The sequence below is a fragment of the Acinetobacter sp. GG2 genome, from assembly GCF_000292385.1.
GTDB classification, from domain to species: domain Bacteria; phylum Pseudomonadota; class Gammaproteobacteria; order Pseudomonadales; family Moraxellaceae; genus Acinetobacter; species Acinetobacter seifertii.
In genome coordinates this window covers 46,302-67,898 of record NZ_ALOW01000030.1, presented here as the reverse complement: position 1 = coordinate 67,898, position 21,597 = coordinate 46,302, and the positions used below count along the sequence as shown (strand labels likewise).

21 protein-coding genes and 1 riboswitch are annotated in these 21,597 nt (G+C 39.1%); of the genes, 12 read left to right on the top strand and 9 right to left on the bottom strand.

The window, feature by feature from the left end; genetic code table 11:
* Positions 1-31 precede the first annotated feature (31 nt).
* Positions 32-907 (top strand): metal-dependent hydrolase, encoded by an 876-nt coding sequence (locus B554_RS0107070; protein ID WP_019457506.1) that lies wholly within the window; start codon positions 32-34, stop codon positions 905-907.
* An 8-nt stretch (positions 908-915) separates the two neighbouring features.
* Here B554_RS0107070 and B554_RS0107065 read toward each other — a convergent pair whose 3' ends face one another.
* The 5 genes from B554_RS0107065 to B554_RS0107045 form a co-directional block, all read right to left on the bottom strand.
* Positions 916-1,911: a DUF2804 domain-containing protein gene (locus B554_RS0107065; RefSeq protein ID WP_019457505.1), complete on the bottom strand. Its 996-nt coding sequence runs from the start codon at positions 1,909-1,911 to the stop codon at positions 916-918.
* A 268-nt stretch (positions 1,912-2,179) separates the two neighbouring features.
* Positions 2,180-2,392: a hypothetical protein gene (locus B554_RS0107060; protein ID WP_019457504.1), complete on the bottom strand. Its 213-nt coding sequence runs from the start codon at positions 2,390-2,392 to the stop codon at positions 2,180-2,182.
* Between the two features lie 152 nt (positions 2,393-2,544).
* Positions 2,545-3,054, bottom strand: coding sequence for a DUF1543 domain-containing protein (locus B554_RS0107055; protein WP_019457503.1), 510 nt, complete (start codon positions 3,052-3,054; stop codon positions 2,545-2,547).
* 9 nt (positions 3,055-3,063) lie between these two features.
* Entirely contained in the window at positions 3,064-4,293 is a 1,230-nt protein-coding gene (trpB, locus tag B554_RS0107050) for a tryptophan synthase subunit beta (protein WP_004705701.1), read from the bottom strand.
* Positions 4,277-4,936 carry a phosphoribosylanthranilate isomerase gene (locus B554_RS0107045; RefSeq protein ID WP_025465134.1) on the bottom strand — a complete coding sequence of 220 codons (660 nt, stop codon included), beginning with the start codon at positions 4,934-4,936 and terminating at the stop codon, positions 4,277-4,279. Before B554_RS0107045 ends, trpB begins: the two co-directional genes overlap by 17 nt.
* Positions 4,937-5,062: 126 nt before the next feature.
* Positions 5,063-5,270: riboswitch (cobalamin riboswitch) on the top strand.
* 23 nt (positions 5,271-5,293) lie between these two features.
* Here B554_RS0107045 and B554_RS0107040 point away from each other — a divergent pair.
* The 3 genes from B554_RS0107040 (at position 5,294) to B554_RS0107030 (ending at position 8,604) form a co-directional block, all read left to right on the top strand.
* On the top strand, positions 5,294-7,144 hold the full coding sequence (locus B554_RS0107040) for a TonB-dependent receptor plug domain-containing protein (protein ID WP_019457502.1): 1,851 nt from the start codon (positions 5,294-5,296) through the stop codon (positions 7,142-7,144).
* Positions 7,145-7,238: 94 nt separating this feature from the next.
* Complete coding sequence (locus B554_RS0107035) at positions 7,239-7,817, top strand: cob(I)yrinic acid a,c-diamide adenosyltransferase (protein ID WP_019457501.1); 579 nt, start codon at positions 7,239-7,241, stop codon at positions 7,815-7,817.
* 73 nt (positions 7,818-7,890) lie between these two features.
* Positions 7,891-8,604, top strand: coding sequence for a glycerophosphodiester phosphodiesterase (locus B554_RS0107030; RefSeq protein ID WP_019457500.1), 714 nt, complete (start codon positions 7,891-7,893; stop codon positions 8,602-8,604).
* Between the two features lie 28 nt (positions 8,605-8,632).
* On the opposite strand, the gene B554_RS0107025 is transcribed toward B554_RS0107030, so the two are convergent.
* Positions 8,633-9,163, bottom strand: coding sequence for an META domain-containing protein (locus tag B554_RS0107025; RefSeq protein ID WP_019457499.1), 531 nt, complete (start codon positions 9,161-9,163; stop codon positions 8,633-8,635).
* Between the two features lie 208 nt (positions 9,164-9,371).
* Here B554_RS0107025 and B554_RS0107020 point away from each other — a divergent pair, with 208 nt between their 5' ends.
* The 3 genes from B554_RS0107020 (at position 9,372) to B554_RS0107010 (ending at position 12,747) form a co-directional block, all read left to right on the top strand.
* On the top strand, positions 9,372-10,544 hold the full coding sequence (locus B554_RS0107020; RefSeq protein ID WP_019457498.1) for an acyl-CoA desaturase: 1,173 nt from the start codon (positions 9,372-9,374) through the stop codon (positions 10,542-10,544).
* A 114-nt stretch (positions 10,545-10,658) separates the two neighbouring features.
* Positions 10,659-12,101 carry a protein adenylyltransferase SelO gene (locus B554_RS0107015; protein ID WP_019457497.1) on the top strand — a complete coding sequence of 481 codons (1,443 nt, stop codon included), beginning with the start codon at positions 10,659-10,661 and terminating at the stop codon, positions 12,099-12,101.
* Positions 12,102-12,165: 64 nt separating this feature from the next.
* Positions 12,166-12,747, top strand: coding sequence for a L,D-transpeptidase family protein (locus B554_RS0107010; RefSeq protein ID WP_019457496.1), 582 nt, complete (start codon positions 12,166-12,168; stop codon positions 12,745-12,747).
* A 70-nt stretch (positions 12,748-12,817) separates the two neighbouring features.
* Here the strand turns inward: B554_RS0107010 and B554_RS0107005 are convergent, their stop codons facing one another.
* Both B554_RS0107005 and baeS read right to left on the bottom strand, forming a co-directional pair.
* Positions 12,818-13,504: a response regulator gene (locus tag B554_RS0107005; protein ID WP_019457495.1), complete on the bottom strand. Its 687-nt coding sequence runs from the start codon at positions 13,502-13,504 to the stop codon at positions 12,818-12,820.
* A 19-nt stretch (positions 13,505-13,523) separates the two neighbouring features.
* Positions 13,524-15,185, bottom strand: coding sequence for a sensor histidine kinase efflux regulator BaeS (gene baeS / locus B554_RS0107000; protein ID WP_019457494.1), 1,662 nt, complete (start codon positions 15,183-15,185; stop codon positions 13,524-13,526).
* A 131-nt stretch (positions 15,186-15,316) separates the two neighbouring features.
* Here baeS and B554_RS0106995 point away from each other — a divergent pair, with 131 nt between their 5' ends.
* The 4 genes from B554_RS0106995 to B554_RS0106980 all read left to right on the top strand — a co-directional run bounded on the left by B554_RS0106995 (position 15,317) and on the right by B554_RS0106980 (position 20,341).
* The gene (locus B554_RS0106995; RefSeq protein ID WP_019457493.1) at positions 15,317-15,694 is read left to right on the top strand and encodes a hypothetical protein; all 378 of its coding nucleotides are present in this window, start codon (positions 15,317-15,319) and stop codon (positions 15,692-15,694) included.
* A gap of 292 nt (positions 15,695-15,986) precedes the next feature.
* The gene (locus B554_RS0106990) at positions 15,987-17,789 is read left to right on the top strand and encodes an acyl-CoA dehydrogenase C-terminal domain-containing protein (RefSeq protein ID WP_019457492.1); all 1,803 of its coding nucleotides are present in this window, start codon (positions 15,987-15,989) and stop codon (positions 17,787-17,789) included.
* 167 nt (positions 17,790-17,956) lie between these two features.
* Complete coding sequence (locus B554_RS0106985) at positions 17,957-19,738, top strand: acyl-CoA dehydrogenase C-terminal domain-containing protein (RefSeq protein WP_019457491.1); 1,782 nt, start codon at positions 17,957-17,959, stop codon at positions 19,736-19,738.
* A 120-nt stretch (positions 19,739-19,858) separates the two neighbouring features.
* Positions 19,859-20,341, top strand: coding sequence for a phosphate-starvation-inducible protein PsiE (locus tag B554_RS0106980; protein ID WP_019457490.1), 483 nt, complete (start codon positions 19,859-19,861; stop codon positions 20,339-20,341).
* Positions 20,342-20,388: 47 nt separating this feature from the next.
* On the opposite strand, the gene B554_RS0106975 is transcribed toward B554_RS0106980, so the two are convergent.
* Complete coding sequence (locus B554_RS0106975; RefSeq protein ID WP_019457489.1) at positions 20,389-20,751, bottom strand: RcnB family protein; 363 nt, start codon at positions 20,749-20,751, stop codon at positions 20,389-20,391.
* A gap of 163 nt (positions 20,752-20,914) precedes the next feature.
* Here B554_RS0106975 and B554_RS0106970 point away from each other — a divergent pair, with 163 nt between their 5' ends.
* Positions 20,915-21,361, top strand: coding sequence for a hypothetical protein (locus B554_RS0106970; RefSeq protein WP_019457488.1), 447 nt, complete (start codon positions 20,915-20,917; stop codon positions 21,359-21,361).
* Positions 21,362-21,597: the final 236 nt, after the last annotated feature.

The window sequence follows — 21,597 nt, the reverse complement described above, 5'->3', positions numbered from 1 at the left end:
AAGAAAAAGCTTAGTTGCGAGAAATACAAAGATGAACGCACATGTTTCTTATCAGGTCGAGCCAGTGGTTCGCAAAGATCTAGATTTTCATTTAAACGAAGCACCACGATTTTGGTTTAATAACGATCCCTTTTTGACTCGTATGTTTGATGCACTCAGCTTAACATTTCCAGACGGAGAGCGTTACTTCATAGAATGTGTACGAATGTTCCGTGACAAAATTGATGACCCGGAACTACAAAAGCGAGTTGCCGATTTTATTAAACAAGAAGCTCAACATGGTATTGCCCATGACAAAATGAATCAGCTCATGAAAGAGCAAGGTATGCCTGTAGATGAGTTCACAAGCACACTTAAAAGAATTTTCCGTTTTGAGCTTACCCAACGTTCACCACAATACAATATTGCCATGACAGCAGCAGCTGAACATTTAACAGCATTAATGGCGGAAACTTTTTATAGCAATAAAAAAACTTTAGAAAATGCACATCCTTATGTTCGTGCATTATTTGCATGGCATGCCATTGAAGAAATGGAACATCGAGATGTTGCATTTGATGTCATGAGACAAGTAGGTGACGTTCCAGAGTCAACACGTTGTTTTGTATTGGTTCTGACAACAGTACTCATGTTTGGTTTCACACTCTATAGAACCAACATTATGTTGAAATGTGATGGCTTCAGCCCTAAAGAAAGGTTGTCGATGACACTCAAAGGTTTACCTTGGTTCTTTGGAAAAAACGGCACATTAACCGCCATGAAAAAACAATATCTGGACTGGTTTAAAAAAGATTTTCACCCAAGCCAACATCCAGTTATTCGTCAGTATCCTGTTTGGATTGAAACTTTAGAAAAAACAAATGACCCAATCGCAGCGGGTGAAGCATTTTGGCAAGCAGGTTTATAACCTGCTTGTTACCATTTTGCATAATGTTGTTCTAATAGTCCGTATTGCTCATTGCAAGTGATTGTATCAATTGCCTCATGTTCAATACTGCCGCTTATTTTAGCTTGCCACTGATTGAACTGACTTCCAATCATCCTTAGATTAATGTTTTCGTATCGACACCAACCAATATGGACTTGTAGATTAAGCTTTTGATCTAAAGAGCTAATTTTCCATGTCTCATCATTTATTTTTTCAAATAAAACATCTGTAAGTGGAAATAAAACGCCATTCACCCATAAACAGTTTTCATTACCAAAACTTTCATTAACCCCAGAAGCCAAATTCAACCCAATACGTCGCCCCTGCTCATCCCAAAAATTACATGAAAGCCAAAACCACGCTGTTTCAGGACGTAAAAAACCACAGGTATCATCTAAGGATGCAAATGTCTTTTCATCAAATTGCACAAGTTGTTTTTGTTTACTCATGAACATACCTTCAACAGCCAAAGTGGTCTGCTTTTGGGTATACGTCCAACCATTAATACCTGTTGGGGTACACAAACTTAAGATATCTGTCCCCGCACAAAAAATACGGGCACTCAAACAAATTTCACCATATTTAGTCACCCGAATGTATCGCACACCATTGGCATGCTGAATATCGATCTGATAAGGCGATTTAGAAAAATAGCTTTGATTAAATAACGGCTGTTCATCAAGATGAGTTTTATGACCTAAGGGCTGAATCGCATTCCACTCAATGACTTGCTTTGTTTCATGATCATAGATATAGAGAAACCCATGTCCAACCCAACCAATATCTGCAATTGCTAAACCAATACTGTAGTGCTTATGCTGAATGCCGCAGAATTTAAATTTTTTATACTTTAATTGCTTCCGCCAGCCCTTTAAGGCTTTACCATAAGGTGTTTTATAAATATAACGTTGTACATGAATGGTCGACGGTACAGATTCAAAACGCCCATAACGAGGCTGTCCATTTTCTTGAATTAAATCCATTATTTATTATCCGTTGATTTCCTGCTCATCTATTAACTAATAATAGACTGATCACTGACCAGTTGGCTACTCATCTGTTTTGATCTTCAAATGACTTTTGTTGAGCCATAAAAAAAAGAGCATATTGATATGCTCTTTTTTCTATTATTCACTTAAATCGATATACGATAACTTAAACTCTTTGAGAGTCTATTGCAGTAGCTATGACCCAATCCATCAACAAAATCAAATTCAACTCATGATTTAAGTGCAATTCAATTTCTAAAAGTTAAGCGTCATCATCACTTGCTTGTTCTGGTTCTGACTCTTGCCCGTTACTGTCCTGATTTTCCAATTTTTTCTCAGCGATTTTTGCTGCTTCATAACCAGCAAAGGCACCTGCTGCTTTTTCTAGAAAACCTGCATCTGGATCTAATTTATCGACGCCTTGTTCTGCGATAATTGCACCGGCAATTTTACCTACTTCATCTAGAAGACCCATTTTGATTACTCCAAAGAGTTTATGTTGAGCTTTTAGTCTAAGGAGATGAATTGTAAATAGTGCTAGAAAAAAGTTGCGATTTGAGAGAGCTATACATGAGATCAGCAATTTTTTATATTTTATTTTTGCCTTTAAGCTTTTTTTAAGTACAATTAAAGAACTAAATAAGTATTTTCCCAACTTGTTGGATTGAACTCTCCTTGTACTAGTTGGATATAACGACCTGCAATATGGTCAATCGGAATGCAATCATCAATATCCACTACACGGTCGGTATGTGGTTTATGCCATTCCTGATCAATAAACTGTTTACCTAATTGTTTGGCACTTACCGCACTAGGTGCAACTACCAAATGATAACTATGTAACTCACCAAAAGCATTAGGTGTATAGCCACCCAGATTAATCAAATACAACTTTAGATCTGAGGCTGACGGCGCTGCATCAGAAAACTGGATTTGATAGTTCTGCCCTTGAGAGTTAACACCAGAGAGCTTGGCCCAAGCATCGATATGTAACCCTTGAGCCTCACCAAACCAAGCTTGTTTAAGTTGAGGGTAAATTTCTTCCAAAGTATCCCCTACAGCCATCACAACATCATGGACTTCTGTATTGGCACGTGCATGACGGCCACCTAACATCACCATAAACAAGCTTGGCATTTTTTCCTCTTACATCTCAACCATTTCTACGCCATCAATGCGTGCAACTGTCATTAAATCTTTATCACCACGGCCTGAAACAGTCGCAATAATAATCTGATCTTTAGACATGGTTGGTGCAAGCTTAGAGACATACGCCATTGCATGTGAGCTTTCAAGCGCAGGAATAATCCCTTCAATCTTGGTTAAGTCACGGAAACCTTGAAGAGCTTCTGTATCGTTAATTGGCACGTATTCTACGCGCTTCATATCTTTCAAGAAGCTATGTTCAGGACCAACACCCGGATAGTCCAAACCTGCCGAGATACTATGTGTCTCGATAATTTGGCCTTGTGCATCACTCATGAGGTAAGTACGGTTACCATGCAACACACCAACATGCCCTGCATTTAATGGTGCAGAGTGTTTTCCAGTTTCAATACCAAAACCAGCAGCTTCAACGCCATACATTTTCACGTTGGCATCATTTAAGAATGGATAGAACAAGCCCATTGCATTTGAACCGCCACCCACACATGCAACTAACGCATCTGGTAAGCGACCGGCTTGCTCCAGGATCTGTTTACGTGCTTCACGGCCAATAATAGATTGGAAGTCACGAACCAATTGAGGATATGGATGCGGACCTGCAACTGTACCAATCACATAGTAAGTACTATCAACATTGGTTACCCAGTCACGCATTGCTTCGTTCATGGCATCTTTTAATGTTTTTGAACCGCTTTGCACAGGTACAACTGTAGCACCCAACAAACGCATACGATAAACGTTCATAGCTTGACGCTTAACGTCTTCAGCACCCATATACACAACACATTCAAGACCTAAACGTGCTGCAATTGTTGCTGTTGCTACACCATGTTGGCCTGCACCAGTCTCAGCAATAATACGTTTTTTGCCAGAAAGCTTTGCCAATAATGCCTGACCAATCGTGTTATTTACCTTGTGTGAGCCTGTATGGTTCAAATCTTCACGTTTAAGATAAATTTGCGCACCACCTAACTCTTTTGACCATCGCTCAGCATAATAAAGTGGACTAGGACGACCTACATAGTAGGCGAGGTCACGGTCGAATTCTGCCAGAAACTGTTCATCATTTTTCATGCGGGAATAGAGATTTTCTAAATCTTCTAATGCCGCCATTAATGTTTCTGACACAAAACGTCCGCCATGGATACCGAAATGCCCATTTGCATCTGGGAATTGGGTATAGTCAATCACATTATTTTGCTGATCCACGTTGGACTCCTTGCATAAATCGTTCAATGAGTTGTTGGTCTTTTATACCTTTTGCGGACTCTACGCCTCCGCTCACATCTACTGCAAAAGCACCGGTAGTATGAATAGCGTCAATGACATTGTCAGGGGTTAAACCACCTGCCAAAATTAATGGAATATCAAGTTTCGGGAATTTAGACCAGTCAAACTGATGACCTGTGCCCCCTTTGAGCTCAGGATGCCATGCATCGAGCAATACAGCACTGGCACCAGCTGCCTGATATTTTTGAATTTCAGCAACTACATCCAGATCAGGTTTTACCTGAATCGCCTTATACCAGCGACGCTTACAATGGCGAGCAATATCTTGACATTGTTCTGGAGTTTCATCGCCATGTAGTTGTAATACATCTAGGGGAACACAATCAAGTACATCCTGAATTTCAGTGGCACTCGCATTTACAAACAAACCCACCATTTGTACATAAGGCGGAATAAGTTTTGCTAATTCTTGTGCTTGTTCAACTGTTACATTTCTTGGACTTGGCGGGAAAAAAACAAAACCTATCGCATCTGCTCCAGCTGTAACTACTGCTTGAACATCTTGCTTACGAGTAATTCCACAGATTTTTGCTCGTGTACGTTTTTGGTTTGATGGGCTCATGATCTGCCTAAACTACAACCATTTTTTAAAATAAACGCCATTGTAATGCAATTTTTGTCCCTTGCGTAAAAGTTCTCTGGGAATTGGTCGAAATGACATTGTCGGAAGTAATTCAGCACTTTATACTGCGTTCAAATGGAAGCAAGTGCAAGCAATTGATGCTTTAGGGAAGCTGGTGAAAGTCCGGCACTGCCCCCGCAACGGTAACAATGTAAAGCATATTTTTTAAGTCGAAATCGACTTACACCACTGCAGTGATGTGGGAAGGTGAATATGTCCATAAATGATTTATGGCGCTGAAGTCCGGAGACCTGCTTGTTTCATCTATCTACCCGATCATTCACGTGGGGTGAATGTATGGAGCATGTTATGTCTAAGTCTTTTCAACCTACCCGTCTGGTGGGGGCTATCGCTATTGCGATGGGGTGTTCACCTGTTATTTTTGCTGAAGATACAACTACCACAACTCAGCTTGATCCAATTGTAGTGACTGCTTCAAAAAGCGCAGAAAAAGCGAGTGAAGTTCCGGCGCGTATTTCAGTGATTGATGAAAAAACCATTGAGCAGAATCCTATTGCAGATTTACCTTCTTTATTAAGAAAAGAAGCGGGTTTAACTGTTCATCAAACAGGCGGTTATGGCCAAACAGCTTCTGTATTTATTCGAGGAGCAAGTGCTGGACACACTCTATTTTTACAAGATGGCATGCGTTCAAATACAGCAACTGTAGCAGGTCAAAATATCCAATTATTTGATACAAGCGATATTAAACAAATTGAAATATTACGAGGTCCTGCATCAGTTCAATACGGTACTGATGCTATTGGTGGCGTAATTCAATTAATATCGAAAACTCCTACAGAAAATAAAGTCTTTACTACTATCGAAGCTGGTGAAAAAGATACTTATAAATCTATTTTAGGTATAGATATAGCCCAAGACGGTTATTATGCTCAAATTCGTGGTCAACGTTTTGAAACAGATGGTGATCAAATCATTAGCAATGACGAACGTAAAGCTGGCTTTGATCAAAAAGGTTATTCAGCTAAAGTTGGTGTTGATAAAGAGCAATATGGTTTATCAGCTGAAATCAAAGAAAATAAAGGTACTGGCGACTTTTTTTCTTATGGTGCACCGCAAGCCTATGATTTTACTAACCGCTTATACAATGTTAATGCCCGTCTTAATTTAACTAACAATATTATTTGGAACACACGTCTTTCTCAATTTGAAGACCAATATAATTTAATAAAAGCAGCGTACCCCTCAATTGTAAATACAAAGCAGCAAGAAATAGATTCAAATATTAAATGGCAATTTACACCAAGCCAAAATCTTTTATTTGGCGTAGAACATAATAAAACAACTGCTGAAAAAGTAGTTGCTTATAGTGGCGATACAGGATTTGATAATTCTAATAAAACTACTGGCTATTATCTGCAACACCAATATCAACATAATGGTATCAATACTCAAGCAGGTATTCGTGTAGAAGATAATGATCAATTTGGTACACATACTGTCGGACAGCTTGCTGGACGTCTTCTTATCACTCCCACAACTAGTATATATGCAAATATTGGCACAGCTTTTCGTGCGCCAGTTGTAGGACAAATTATTGCAGAACCAGCTTGGTGGGGTGGAAATCCAGATTTAAAACCTGAAGAAAGTGTGTCATATGAACTTGGATTTGATCAAAAACTAAATCATGGTTTTAATATATATGGTTCGGTTTATCAAACTAAAGTTGATAACTTAATGGTATCTTCTATCGCAACAAATTACGTATTTTATAATATTGATAAAGCTACCTTAACTGGTGCTGAGTTAGGTTTAAAGTGGTCATTAGATAATTGGTTTATTAATGCTGAATATGCTTATGTCCAACCTAAAAATGATAAAACTGATCAAGATGCTCCAAATCGTCCACGTCAAAACTTCAATATGAATATTGGCTGGGATAATGGTGTATATGGTTTCAACACAGCTTTTGTTGCAAAAGGCAAAGCAAAAGATACACAAGATGTCCCTGGCTATACTACTCTTGACTTTAACGCTTATTGGCAAATGAACCCAAATGTCAAAATCTTTACTAATATTCAAAATTTATATGATACGAAATATAAGACAGCATGGAATACAGAGGTTAGCTCATACTATATTGCCACTGGCCGCCTTGCATCAGCTGGTGTGACATTAAGCTACTAAGCAAATCTTTATTATAAAAATATTTTCTTAACTCCAGTTTCGGGGTAATGTTTTGACCGACATTATCCCCTTTTTTATGTTCAGGATATCCATCATGGGACACCGTTTAAGTAAAATCTATACACGCACAGGCGACTCAGGTACAACAGGTTTAGGCGATGGCTCTCGTGTTGCCAAAGATGATTTACGAATTGCGGCGCTTGGTGATGTCGATGAACTCAATGCAATTATTGGTGTACTACGCGCACAAATCACAGCCAGCCAAGTGACCAATAAAGCAGATTGGGACAAAAGCCTGAGCTTGATCCAACATTGGCTTTTCGACTTAGGTGGCGAAGTTTGTATTCCAAACTACAATTTACTTCAGCCCGTTTGTATTGAGTTTCTGGAAAAAGAAATTGACCGTATGAATGAAGATTTGCCTATGCTGAAAGAGTTTATTCTGCCATCTGGTTCTTTATCTTGCAGTTATGCACAACAAGCACGAGCTGTTTGCCGTCGTGCAGAACGGTCACTGTTGTCGGTACAAACGCGTGATCAAAATATTCAAGCCACGGCGCTTCAACTTTTGAACCGTCTATCAGACTGGTTATTTGTCGCATCTCGTGCTTTGCAACGTGCCGAAGGTGGACAAGAAGTCCTTTGGCAAAAAAATATTAATGAGATTATTTAAAAATAGACTAATTTAAGTATGGTCTCTACTTTTGAAGAGACCATAATCAACAATAACTGAATAGAAGAAAATTATGCGCATTATTGGTCATCGTGGTGCACGCCGAGAAGCTCCTGAAAATACATTAGGTGGTTTTCAGCACATAAAAGACTTAGGTATTCGTGGTGTCGAATTCGATATTCGCCAGCTTCAGGACCAAGAGTTGGTCGTTATTCATGACGATAATTTTTTACGTACAGCTGGAGTCGACCAAATTGTTGAGCAATCCACTTTGGCTCAAGCTTTAACATTTGATCATCGCCAAAACTGGCCCAACTGGCCAAATCCAGAGCCTACACCAACTCTTACAGGCGTTTTAAACTTACTTAATAACTTCGAGCATATTGAGGTTGAAGTTAAAGCAGTAAGAGATATGGCATTTGCAGAAAAGTTAGTCCAAAAGCTTGAAACTGAATTACAGGGTTATGAAAAAGTCGTGACTATCACAAGTTTCGATCTTCAAATTTTAACTGCCTTACGTGACATAGACTCACAATTTAAACGCGGCTTGTTAGTTGAAATTCCAGTGGGAGCCGCAGCAATTGAACTCGCTCATCAATATGGTTGCGGTCATATTGGTTGGCATGACCAACTTGCTACAGATGAAATGATTCAACTGTCTCATCAAGCAGGTTTAAACATTAGTGTATGGACAGTAAATGATGTAGAAAGAGCGAAAAGGCTCCGTGATTTAGATATTCAAGGTTTAATTACGGATATTCCTACAACAATGCTCGAAGCGCTTTAAATAGAAAAAAGGTGGTATTAACCACCTTTTATTTTTTCTCTGCCTGAATCAGGCGTTGTCCGTTCTGATCAAGTAAATACAAGGTATTACCTACCAACTGGAAGCGTTGAATACGTTGTAAGGAATCAACTAATTCTGCTTCTTGAGCCAAAGCGCCATCACAACTCGAATGACCGGCATTAACTTCCATATCTAGTTTCTTTTGGTTGAAGTCGAAAGTATATCGACCAAAAATACGGTTACATCCTGTATGACCAGACACAGTTTTGACCGCTGAGTTCAATGAAAGAGTCGGCCATTGGTTAAAGAATTTTGCCTTATGCCCATTGATCTGAGTAATTTGCCAATCAATGTCTTGAACACCTTCTGGGCTCACTTTCTTCTTGACTACTTGGGTTTGTATATGGTGTGTAGACTTTACATGGCCTTTTTGAATATTTTGTTGCGGCGTGCTTTGACATGCTGCCAATACAAGGCTGATTGTGATGAAAAGACATTTCAATGGCAATTTCTTTGCAATATCAATGCTATTCATTTTTCTCAATCGCTGTATTTTCATTACACAACTTCTCCTATCTGAAATGTTGCCAAGCATGGTTTAATTCTGTTACGGTTCTTTCAGTACATCTGTACAATAATATTAGTGATTCTCACTAAGCACATGCTAATATAATGTTCAAAATAGCAATAAATCTTGATGATTGGTTTTGCTATGTCGTTTTGTCTTTTTACCTTGTTTAACAAGGTTTCTAGGAGCGCTGCCGGATATGACTTCCGCCCCACTCAAGGCCCCAATTAACTGGACCGCTAGCATTACCTTAATTGGTTTACCAATTCTTGCTGCAATCATAATCCCGATTTATGCGTATTATTATGATTTTAGTGTAAGCGCATGGGTAAGCTTATTTTTTCTTTTAGCTTTAAGTAGCATGGGGATTACTGCTGGTTACCATCGTCTTTGGGCACACCGTGCTTATGAAGCGTCATTACCACTTAAAATTCTTTTAATGATTGCAGGCACATTTGCTGTACAAAACAGTATTCTGTTTTGGGCATCTGGTCATCGTACTCATCACCGCCATGTTGACCATGTGGATGAAGATCCATACTCGATTGAACGTGGTTTCTGGTATGCCCATATGGGTTGGATGATCCGCGATCATTCTCCATCTAAACCTGACTTTAAAAACGCACCTGATTTGCTCAATGACAAACTGGTGATGTTCCAACATAAATACTACGGTCTAATGGTTGTAGCAGTTCATGTCGGTATTTTAGGTTTAGTTGGCTGGGCAACTGGCGACTTATGGGGAGTTGTACTTCTCGGTGGTTTATTGCGTTTAATCATTAGCCATCAAGTAACATTCTTCATTAACTCACTTTGCCATATGTTTGGTAAACGCCCTTATACCGATGAAAACTCAGCACGCGATAACTTCTGGTTAGCGATTGCAACATGGGGCGAGGGTTATCATAACTATCACCATATTTTCCAATACGATTATCGTAATGGTGTGAAGTGGTGGCAATATGATCCAACTAAATGGTTAATCTGGACATGTTCTAAAGTTGGTTTAGCAAAGAACTTACGTCGTATTCCAAGCTTTAATATTAAAAAAGCAGAATTGGCAATGAAGTTTAAATATGCTGAACAAGACCTTGCTATTTATGGCCATGATGTAAATGCTGACATGAGCCAAATGAAGCAACGCATTGCTCAAGAATATGAAGCATTTACCCACACTTTAAATGACTGGGCAAAACTCAAAGAACAAGAGTTACAAGCGAAGAAAGCAGCTATGGCTGAAAAGATTCATAAAATGGATCATAAGTTAAAGGTTGATTTCCAATTGCTTGAACATCGTTTGAGTCATCACCGTGAGTGTTTAGAAACTTTAATGCGCAACATTAAAAAGAACACTAACGTCGTACCAGACTAATACGACTCTAGTTCGAAATAGCGCCTGTAAAAGCCATGCTTTACAGGCGCTATTTTTTTGGCTGGTTTTTAACTATGGTATAGTGAAGTTCGCCTCAAATATTTAGTCCAGTCTATGCACTTTAATCCGCTTTATTCCTCACTCAATCCTAAGCTTTTTCATATACAGCAGCCCACTCCTCTTCGTGGAGCGAAAGCTGGACACTTCAATTTAGCTTTAGCCGAAGAACTACAATGGACGGATGAAGAAAAAGAGGCATGGGTAGAAATTTGCAGTGGTCAGCGGACTTTCTCAGAGTTTCCACCTTTAGCAATGGTTTATGCAGGCCATCAATTTGGGCAATGGGCAGGTCAGCTAGGCGACGGACGTGGTTTACTCATTGGACAAATTCTGAATAAAAATGGCCAAACCATCGATTTACATTTAAAGGGTGCTGGCCCTACCCCCTATTCACGTATGGGAGATGGTCGAGCAGTTTTACGCTCTGTTATTCGTGAATATTTAGCAGGACATGCCTTAAACGCTTTAGGAGTTGCTTCTAGTCATGCAGTAGGTTTTACAAGTTCCGCTCAAGGTGTGCAACGCGAGACATTAGAACCTGGTGCAATGCTGCTTAGAACCTCTGAATGTCATATTCGTCTAGGTCATTTTGAATGGATCAATCAATATGCACCTGAGTTATTAACAGAGTTCACTCAAAAATGTATTGAATGGCACTATCCAGAATGCCAAAAAGAAGAACAGCCTATTTTAGCTTTTGCTAAAGCTGTGATTAGAAATACAGCCATCATGATTGCCAAATGGCAGCTGGTCGGTTTTGCTCACGGCGTGATGAATACCGATAACTTAAATATTACAGGTTCTACACTCGATTTTGGTCCATATGGTTTTATGGAACGTTTCCGCCCGAACTGGATTAACAACCATTCTGACTACCAAGGGCGTTACACCTACCAAAACCAGCCAAGTATTGCACACTGGAATTTATGGACTTGGTTAAATAATCTTATTCCACTTGCTGAACCTGAGCAAAAAGAGCAATTCAAAGAAGAATTAGCTGCTTGCTTAGAAGAGTTTGAACCCACCTTTATTGAGTACTACGCCACTGGATTGTGCAAAAAAATGGGACTTCCTCATTTCCATAAAGATAGCCTTGATTGTAGTTTTGCTTTTTTAAGAATCTTACAAACCGAGCAGCTAGATTACACTCAAAGTTTTATTCGACTGCAAAATAAAGAGTATAAGGCTCTACGTGATGACTGCCTCGATATTCGACAGTTTGACGAGTTCCTTAGCCAATATGAAAATATCCGTGAACATCAAGATACAGATGAACTTGATGCAAACATGCAACAAGCAAATCCAGTTTATACTTTACGTAATCATATGGCACAGCGCGCTATTGAAGCAGCGGAGCGAGATGATTTTAGTGAGGTAGACCGTTTGTTTAAGCTACTCAATCATCCTTATACACGACAGCCAGATTTGGAAAAACCAGAAGATTTAGGCCCTTTACCAAGTGATGTGCCTGATGTAGCGGTAAGTTGTTCGTCTTAATATTAAAAAACTAAAACTCTCTTAAGTCACTTAAGAGAGTTTCTTAAACATCAAAGAATAATATATGAAAATTAGACCTATCATTATTTGTACACTTCTATTCATTCCACTTGGAATTGCTTTTTATAAGTATGAAAAATATTTACCTACTTTTGTCACTTCTCATAAAGAACTCACAAGTAATGAGATATCTCACCTTATAAAGACAAAACCTATAACCTCAATTGAAGTGTTTAAAAATCAACACATACTTCTACTTAAAAGTGATCAGGAAGTAATTCGTCGTTACCCTATTCTTTTAGGCTTCAACCCTGAAGGGCATAAAAACTTTGAAAATGACGGTAAAACACCTGAAGGTGTTTATTCTATAGACTGGCGCAATCCCAAAAGTGCTTTCTATAAATCATTGCATATTTCCTATCCTAATATACAAGATGTCGCCTATGCTAAACAGCATAATCAGCCAGCAGGTGGGAATATCATGATCCATGGATCTGCCCCAAAGTCCTTTTTATGGATACCTTTTAGTTCAAGTTATATGCCACACAAAGATTGGACTTTAGGTTGTATTGCAGTTAGAAATATAGATATAGATGAAATTTGGCAATTAGTCCCTAATCATACCAAGATTATAATTTATCCATAATCTTTCAAAACTATCCACATTTTCTGTGGATAACATTGTGGTTATCCACAGAATAACTTTTCTGAACAGTTTACTCTTCTGGATACTCGAAGCGGTAACCAACGCCATAAACAGCTTGAATCCATTCATGACGGTTACCAGTTTCAGCTGCTTCACTAATTTTTCGGCGCAAGTTTTTGATATGGCTGTCAATAACTCGGTCAGCAACATCAAAGCTGTCTGGATTAATATGGTCTAATAATTGCGCACGTGAATAAACTTGTCCGACATGTTCTAAAAATAGCTCAAGTAGGCGAAATTCTGTCGGCGTTAAACTTAACGACTTTTGTTGATACCAAATTCTTTGCTGAGCTTTATCAATACGGAAGGAGTCATTTTGCTCTGGCTCTGCCTTACGCTCTAAACGACGTAAAACGGCCTGTACACGTGCAACTAACTCTTTTGGACTAAATGGCTTACAAACGTAATCATCAGCACCCATATTGAGACCTAAAACTCGATCAATTTCTTCAGTACGTGCAGTCACCATAATAATCGGTAAATCTGACTGTTCACGTACTTTACGGCAAATCGTTAAACCATCCATTCTTGGAACCATTAAGTCCAGAATCATTAAATTAGGTTTCCGTTGCTGAAAGCTCGTATAAGCATCTTGACCATCATGAAACATACTTACTTCAAAACCAGCAGCTTCAAGATAATCACGTACCAGATGCGCTAACTCAACTTCATCCTCAACCAACATTACATGCTTCATGGGCCATTTTTCCTTTTATTTAACTCTGCTTTTTAAAGGTAAGTACACAACGTAAACCACCCAACGGAGAGTGTTCAAAACTTAGTGTACCACCAAGCGCTTGCGCAATTTTACAAGATAAAGCCAAGCCTAATCCTGTTCCACCTGTACTACGCGTACGCGAATCATCTACTCGATAAAAACGCTCACCTAAACGTAATAGTTGCTCATCACTTAAACCAAACGGGCTATCATCAACATACAAAGTCCACTCTTGAGCAGTTTGACTTGTATGAATATGAATTTTGCCACCTGTTTCTGTGTAACGAATACTATTACTAATTAAATTAACAATAATTTGTTTAAAGCGATCACGATCTAACAGTAAAGATACCCCTTCACCTTCAACCTTAATTTCCAGATTTGCTTGCTCAAGTTTAGGTCTAAAGTTTTCAACTTCTTGTAATACAACATCCCACGGATTCACTGAACCTAAGTAGCACTTAAGTTGCTGAGCATCAGCCTGTGCTAGATCTGCTAGGTCTTGAGTAAGTTTCTTTAAGCTTGAAACTTGTCTCATCATGGCATCGAGATGTTCAGGTGTTGCCTTTCGAATACCATCTTGCATTGCTTCGATTTGCGCTTGCAATACAGCCAACGGTGTTTTCAACTCGTGAGATGTATCTGCAACCCATTGACGGCGTGATTCTTCATGTTGATGTAAAATCTCGGCTAAATGGTTCAATTGAGTTGATAAATCACCAAGTTCATCATTTCGTTTAATCACTACTTGATGTTGGTAATTACCTTTGGTTAACTCCTTTGTTGCATTTAATAAACGTTGAATTGGCTTTTTAAAATAAGTTGCCATTAAAAGTGCTGCAACTAAACTCGATAGTAAAGTTAAAGCATAAATTAAAAGTAAATAACGCTTTTGATTACTAAAGAAATTAATACTTAAAGCATCTTCTTTATCTAGAACTGGTTTTAGTCCTAAGTACCCTACCACCTGATCATTTACCATAATAGGACGGTAAGACATTTGATCTGAAGATGGAGGTTCACCAACTACAAATTGATGTTTGGCATCATATAAAGATAAACGAGAACTTAAGCCTAGACGGTCAGGTAAGGCAATAAAGCGCTTTTTGCCATTTTGTGTCTCAATATCTTTAAGACTTCCTTTTTTTGAAGTACCTTTTTTATCATCACGCGGTCGAAACTGGTTTGCGCTTAATGGAAATTTTAAGCCTTCAAATGGTTGATATTCTGAAGGTAAATTCTTTTCAAGTGTACGTAGCTCTTCATCACTAAAAATAGAATTTTTATTTGCTGTCGCTCCATCTGGAGAAACATTAATGAGCGTGTGTTCATCGAACGAATGTTGCTGAATCGCAATATCATATTGACGTCTTAACCACCATTGTGAAAGACGGTCATAATCGTCTGGCGCTGCCGTTCCTTCAATTTGTAAGATTTGCGCCTGAATTGCATTTCCCCAATCATGATAAACGCTATACACATTTCCTAGATTGGTCATGAGCCTATCTAGCTTTTGCATTTCAACATCGGCCACATATTTGGCAAAGTTCTTTTGCATCGTCCAGTGCAGAACACTCAAACTTGCGGTTGCAATTAACAATGTAGTCAGCAAGACTGTTAAAAATAGCCGCAATGCAATTGGAACACGTAGTACGTTCAAAAGTACTCTCTCATTTTTACCCTATATTTTTCATTGTAACTAACAACCAAAAGAAAAACTCTCCATTGTTTCTTCATCTTTATTATCTAATCTTTAAGGTATGTGGAAACAAACATTAAAGGGCTTTAAACATGAAAATTACTGCTAAAATCGCATTATTCAGTGCAGCAATTGTAACTATGGGTAGTTTGGCTGCGTGTCAATCAATGAATCAACCTCCTAAACCAGAACATGGCATGATGCAAGATGGTCCACGAGATGGTCATCACCGTATGAAGCACCGTGAATTTACCCCTGAACAAAAAGCAGCGTGGGAGCAGCACCGCGCAGAGCGTCAAGCTCGTTTTGAACAGATTCAAAAAGCATGTGAAGGTAAAGCAAATGGTCAAGCTGTAAATGTTCAAGTTGGAGATAGAACACTTGAAGGTACTTGTAACTTACGTTTTGAACCAAAGCACCCTCAACCACCAGTTAATGCCCCTACTCCAGCAGCAGTTCAAGCAAAATAAAGCTTAAAGCAATAAAGTAAAAGGCGCTTCTAAGCGTCTTTTTTTATGTACATAACTATTTACGATTTTGACTATTTGTATCATCTAAACTTCACTAAAAGTATTTACACTCAAAGCACTTACATAGTTCAAGTATTTTTTTCTTGACTTTGCAGTCACAAAGTAAAGGCCCCGAGGTGCTTGTACAGTTATGCAAGTTGTTGCACGATGTAATGGTTCAAGGTGCCTCTTATGGCACATTATCGTAGATTAGGATTATAACTCTGGTTTCACCAGTATTGAGGAACCCGATATGCCACAATACAAAGCGCCCTTACGTGATATGCAATTCGTTTTGCATGAATTATTAAATGCAGAAGAGCACTATGCAAAATTACCTGATTTCCAAGGTAACGTAAGCCGTGAATTGGTTGATCAATATTTAGAAGCTGCGGCAGACTTCTGTGAAAATGAACTTTCTCCTTTAAACCAAGTTGGCGACCGCGAAGGTTGTACTTGGAATGATGGTGTAGTCACTACTCCAACAGGATTTAAAGAAGCTTATCAAAAATATATTGAACTTGGCTTCCCGTCTTTATCAGCAGAAGAACAATACGGCGGTCAAGGCCTACCTAACTCTTTAGGTATCGCAATTTCAGAAATGGTTGGTAGCTCTAACTGGGCATGGGGTATGTACCCAGGCTTATCTCACGGAGCAGTACGTACATTAGAACATCATGGTTCTGATGAACAAAAAAATACTTACTTGCCTAACCTTGTTTCTGGTGTCTGGACAGGTACGATGTGCTTAACTGAATCTCATGCAGGTTCAGACTTAGGTATTATCCGTACTAAAGCAGAACCAAATGCAGATGGTAGCTATGCAATCTCTGGCGAGAAAATCTTTATCTCTGCTGGTGAACATGACATGGCTGAAAACATCATCCATATCGTTCTTGCTCGCCTTCCGGGTGCACCTAAAGGTACTAAAGGTATTTCGTTATTCATCGTTCCTAAATTCCATGTAAATGCAGATGGAACTGTGGGCGAGCGTAATGCGGTACGTTGTGGTTCTATCGAACACAAAATGGGTATCCATGGTAACGCGACTTGTGTCATCAACTTTGACCAAGCTAAAGGTTATTTAATTGGACCTGAAAACCGTGGTTTGAACTGTATGTTCACCTTCATGAACACAGCACGTATTGGTACTGCTGTTCAAGGTTTAGCAGCATCTGAGTCATCTTTCCAAGGTGCCTTAACTTACGCGAAAGAGCGTTTAGCAATGCGTTCACTTTCTGGTCCTAAAGCTCCAGAAAAAGAAGCAGATCCTATTATTGTTCACCCTGCTGTTCGTAACATGCTTTTAACTCAAAAAGCGTTTGCTGAAGGTGGTCGTGCACTTGTTTACTTACTTGCTCAATATGCAGATATCGTTGAGAAAGGCGAATCTGAAGAAGAGCGCAAGTTTGCTGACAACATCTTGTCTTTATTGACTCCAATTGCAAAAGCATTCTTAACTGAAACAGGTTCTGAGTCTGCTAAGCACGGTGTTCAAGTCTTCGGTGGTCATGGCTTTATTTCTGAGCATGGTATGGAGCAAATCGTACGTGATACACGTATTGCTTGCTTGTATGAAGGTACAACTGAAATTCAAGCACTAGACTTGTTAGGCCGTAAAGTTTTACAAACTCAAGGTGCAATGCTTCGTGATTTCACCAAGATTGTTCACAAGTTTGTAGAAGCAAACAAAGACAATGCTGCCATGAAAGAATTTGTTGAGCCACTTGCTGCGCTAAACAAAGAATGGGGCGACCTCACTATGCAAATCGGTATGCGTGCAATGCAAAATCCGGATGAAGTGGGTGCAGCAGCTGTAGATTACCTCTACTTCGCGGGTTATGTGACTTTAGCGTATCTATGGGCTCGTATGGCGCTTGTAGCACAAGAGAAATTGGCAGAAGGTACAACTGACGTTGACTTCTATAACGCGAAAGTTACCACTGCTCGTTTCTACTTCAAGAAAATCTTGCCACGCGTACGTTCTCATGTAGACGTGATTGCTGGTGGTCTAGACCCATTGATGTCATTAGATGCTGAACATTTCGCTTTCTAACCATAGTTAGTTGCGATATGCAATGTTAAAAACCAAAAAAGGACTGCTCAGTTTTGACGGTCCTTTTTTTATAAAATCAGTGATAAATTTAGACTTTAAATTCAATATCCATTTCGTTTTACAGGATATCTAGCACAGGTCGATGTGCATAAAAAAGGTGAACGATTATGCCAATTTACAATGCTCCTTTAGCTGATATGAAATTCATCTTAAATGATGTATTTAAAGCAGAACAATTTTGGCAGTCTAATGAGAAACTCGCTCATGTAGATGCTGCAACTGCTGAAGCAATTTTAGAAGAAATGGCTAAATTTGCTCAGAACGTGATTCATCCATTAAACCGTACTGGTGATGAAGAAGGTGCTCGTTACGAAAATGGCGAAGTCTTTACTCCTGCTGGCTTTAAAGATGCATTTCGTCAATATGCAGAAGGTGGCTGGATTGGCTTAGGCGCAGATGAAGAATGGGGCGGTCAAGGCATGCCAAAAATGCTGACCGTTCTTGCCGATGAAATGTTATTTGCGACAAACCCATCTTTCATGCTCTACCCGCTTCTTTCAGTGGGTGCTGGTATGGCTTTAAGTAGCTATGCATCTCAAGAACAAAAAGAAACGTATTTACCTAAGATTTATTCAGGTGAATGGTCAGGTACCATGTGCTTGACTGAACCACATGCAGGTACTGACTTAGGTATTATTAAAACTAAAGCAGAACGTAACGAAGACGGTACTTATAACATTACCGGTACTAAAATCTTCATTACAGGTGGTGACAACGATTTAGCAGAAAACATTATTCATTTGGTACTTGCTAAAACTCCAGATGCACCTGCGGGTTCACGTGGTATCTCACTATTTATTGTACCGAAATACCTAGTAAATGAAGATGGCTCGTTAGGCGACCGTAATCATGTTGGCCCAGGTTCTATTGAACATAAAATGGGGATCAAAGCATCGGCTACTTGTGTAATGAACTTTGATGGCGCAAAAGGTTACCTCGTTGGTAAAGAAAACGAAGGCCTTGCTGCAATGTTCGTGATGATGAACTACGAACGTTTATCAATGGGTATTCAAGGCTTAGGCGCTTCTGAGTTTGCTTATCAAAATGCTGCTCAATATGCGACTGACCGTTTACAAGGTCGTAGTGCTGCGGGCGTTCAATCACCAAATAAACCTGCTGACAGCATTTTAGTACATGGTGATGTACGTCGTATGCTACTTAACGTACGTGCCAACAACGAAGCTTCTCGCGCATTTGCTGTTTATGTAGGTCAACAACTCGATATCACTAAGTTCTCAACTGATGCAGAAGCGGTGAAAAAAGCCAATAATCGCGTTGCGCTTTTAACACCAATTGCAAAAGCTTACCTCACAGATACAGCATTCCAAGCAACTTTAGATGCTCAGATGGTATTTGGTGGTCACGGTTATATTCGCGAATGGGGTATGGAACAATGTATTCGTGATCTTCGTATTGCTCAAATCTACGAAGGTACCAATGGCGTTCAGTCTCAAGATTTAATTGGTCGTAAAACTATTAAATGTGGCGGCGCATTCATTGCTGAATACATCACTGAGATTCGTGACTTTGCAAATGACCTAGACACAGATTTGAATTTCATTAAAGATGCAACACTAGATGCTGCAACTGAAATTGAAGCGATTACTCAGTTTATTATTGAGCAAGCTGCTGAAAACGTAGACTTCCCAAATGCTGCTGCTGTTGATTATTTACATGCAGTGGGCTTACTCAGCTTCGCTTATATGTTTGCAAAAATTTCTGCTGCAGCTAAAGATAAGTCTGGTGATTTCTACCAAAACAAACTTGCTTTAGCTCAATACTTTGTTGAACGTATCTTGCCAGATATTGATGGACGTATTGCTAAAATTAAAGCGGGTGCTGACTTAATTATGGGCTTTAGTGAAGACTACTTTACCAACCAAGCATAATTAAATTTTTCATAAAAAACGCCTGATTACTCAGGCGTTTTTTTATTTTGTATTTACTATTTCTATTGGCATAAAATTTGTTTATTTTCTAGGCATACTCATATCAAGAAAGATTTTACTATGCCTGATCCTAAAAAGTTTGAAAGAACACTCGACCGATTTGGACACTATGCTGTTGAAGCTTTTCATTATTTGGCTTTATTCATTATCGGCTGTATGGTGGCATGGTCAGCGGCACATACTGTTTTTGAAATTTTAACTGTTAAAAAGTATGCTTCAATTGATGATATTTTATTATTATTTATCTACTTAGAACTTGGCGCAATGGTTGGAATTTATTTTAAAACCAATCACATGCCGGTTCGATTTCTTATTTATGTCGCAATTACAGCCTTAACCCGCCTACTTATTTCCGATATTCAACATGACCATAAAGCGGATATCGATCAAGTCATTATTACTGGTTCAATTTTAATTTTAGCGATTTCAATTTTAGTGGTTCGTTTTGCTTCATGGAACTATCCATCGGTCATGAAAGAAAAGCATTCAAAAACCCCAGTATCACTTAAAACTCCTCAGCCACAAGATGATGAGTTAGCATAAAAAAAGGCCTCGATATTGAGGCCTTTTTAATATTCTATATTTTACACTTAACGCACACGATAAACTTGGTGATGTGAATCAACTAATAAATATTGATTCGGTGTTTTCACCCAGTGATACCCACGTGGTGGCTCATATAAACGATGTGCGCGCCAGTCTGAAACAAAGTAACGGTGATCACGGTATTCTACAGGAATACGCTCCCCTCGCTTAACTACGACATATTCGCCACCACGGTTTGCTTTGACCCAACCCGGTCCTCTATGTTCATCGCGATGGTCGTAACGCTGATCATAATGTCGATTATCGTTGCCGTGATAATTATCCCAGCGATTATTTGAATCCGCCATCGCAGTAGCAGATATACCCAACATTAAAGTTGAAAGTACAAGAACGATTGGCTTTTTCATGGTGCATCCCTTTTGTCTTGATATAGAGCTAGATTAAAAGAGAGTCAAGGAGAAACCATGAATAAAACAGGCTTGATTGATATTGTTTGTAATGACTATAAAGAAAATATGAAGAATCTGTATCTATGCTACCATTAGCATTTTCCAAGCTAGGTCAATTGCTGTGTCTGAAATCAGTTTTGAACGTCTTCATCAATTTTTCTGCAAAGTTCCAAGTGTACAAGAAGCCCGTATTATGGGTCATGGAGCAGATGGCGAACACGCTTGGTGGTTTAAGTTCAGTATTGATGTAGAACACCCACTTGCATGGCAAACCGTGCAAGAACTCGGCCATGTTTTAAATTATCTCTCGACAAATGAACGTCTACCAACCTTATTCTTTCCTGTTTCACCACCACCTTATATGAATGGGGAAGCCAAAGATTTTTTATCGTGGATTATTCAGTGTAATCACCCTGAGTTTAATCCTGATGTGGTTTGTGATTGGCTTGAAGCGCGTTTACCAAATCCGGTAGATGATGAATCTCAGTGGAAAATTAAGACTGATTTGAGTGAAATAGAAAAACTTGATGATAAAGCTTTGGATCAATTGATTCCGCCAGCGCCTTAAATCGGACTTATGGCACAGCCTTTACTTACAGTGATGTTCTAATATCTTTTGTATAGGCTAATGCCTCACTTTTGAAAGGTCAAAAGTGACAAAAACCTTTGTTTCACTGATGTTGCTTCCCTGCAACACAGTGGAACGGCGACATCCATGTCGCCAATCACCTTGCCAATTTTGTACAAAATCACGGCAACGAATGAGTTCCAAGTTTAGAACCAAACTAAGCAAGACTCCGTAGT

Excerpts from the sequence above, each read along its gene's own strand:
- B554_RS0107070 (WP_019457506.1), top strand. The coding sequence starts at position 32 with ATGAACGCACATGTTTCTTATCAGGTCGAGCCAGTGGTTCGCAAAGAT.
- B554_RS0107065 (WP_019457505.1), bottom strand. The coding sequence starts at position 1,911 with ATGGATTTAATTCAAGAAAATGGACAGCCTCGTTATGGGCGTTTTGAA.
- B554_RS0107060 (WP_019457504.1), bottom strand. The coding sequence starts at position 2,392 with ATGGGTCTTCTAGATGAAGTAGGTAAAATTGCCGGTGCAATTATCGCA.
- B554_RS0107055 (WP_019457503.1), bottom strand. The coding sequence starts at position 3,054 with ATGCCAAGCTTGTTTATGGTGATGTTAGGTGGCCGTCATGCACGTGCC.
- B554_RS0107045 (WP_025465134.1), bottom strand. The coding sequence starts at position 4,936 with ATGAGCCCATCAAACCAAAAACGTACACGAGCAAAAATCTGTGGAATT.
- B554_RS0107040 (WP_019457502.1), top strand. The coding sequence starts at position 5,294 with ATGGAGCATGTTATGTCTAAGTCTTTTCAACCTACCCGTCTGGTGGGG.
- B554_RS0107035 (WP_019457501.1), top strand. The coding sequence starts at position 7,239 with ATGGGACACCGTTTAAGTAAAATCTATACACGCACAGGCGACTCAGGT.
- B554_RS0107030 (WP_019457500.1), top strand. The coding sequence starts at position 7,891 with ATGCGCATTATTGGTCATCGTGGTGCACGCCGAGAAGCTCCTGAAAAT.
- B554_RS0107025 (WP_019457499.1), bottom strand. The coding sequence starts at position 9,163 with ATGAAAATACAGCGATTGAGAAAAATGAATAGCATTGATATTGCAAAG.
- B554_RS0107020 (WP_019457498.1), top strand. The coding sequence starts at position 9,372 with ATGACTTCCGCCCCACTCAAGGCCCCAATTAACTGGACCGCTAGCATT.
- B554_RS0107015 (WP_019457497.1), top strand. The coding sequence starts at position 10,659 with ATGCACTTTAATCCGCTTTATTCCTCACTCAATCCTAAGCTTTTTCAT.
- B554_RS0107010 (WP_019457496.1), top strand. The coding sequence starts at position 12,166 with ATGAAAATTAGACCTATCATTATTTGTACACTTCTATTCATTCCACTT.
- B554_RS0107005 (WP_019457495.1), bottom strand. The coding sequence starts at position 13,504 with ATGAAGCATGTAATGTTGGTTGAGGATGAAGTTGAGTTAGCGCATCTG.
- B554_RS0106995 (WP_019457493.1), top strand. The coding sequence starts at position 15,317 with ATGAAAATTACTGCTAAAATCGCATTATTCAGTGCAGCAATTGTAACT.
- B554_RS0106990 (WP_019457492.1), top strand. The coding sequence starts at position 15,987 with ATGCCACAATACAAAGCGCCCTTACGTGATATGCAATTCGTTTTGCAT.
- B554_RS0106985 (WP_019457491.1), top strand. The coding sequence starts at position 17,957 with ATGCCAATTTACAATGCTCCTTTAGCTGATATGAAATTCATCTTAAAT.
- B554_RS0106980 (WP_019457490.1), top strand. The coding sequence starts at position 19,859 with ATGCCTGATCCTAAAAAGTTTGAAAGAACACTCGACCGATTTGGACAC.
- B554_RS0106975 (WP_019457489.1), bottom strand. The coding sequence starts at position 20,751 with ATGAAAAAGCCAATCGTTCTTGTACTTTCAACTTTAATGTTGGGTATA.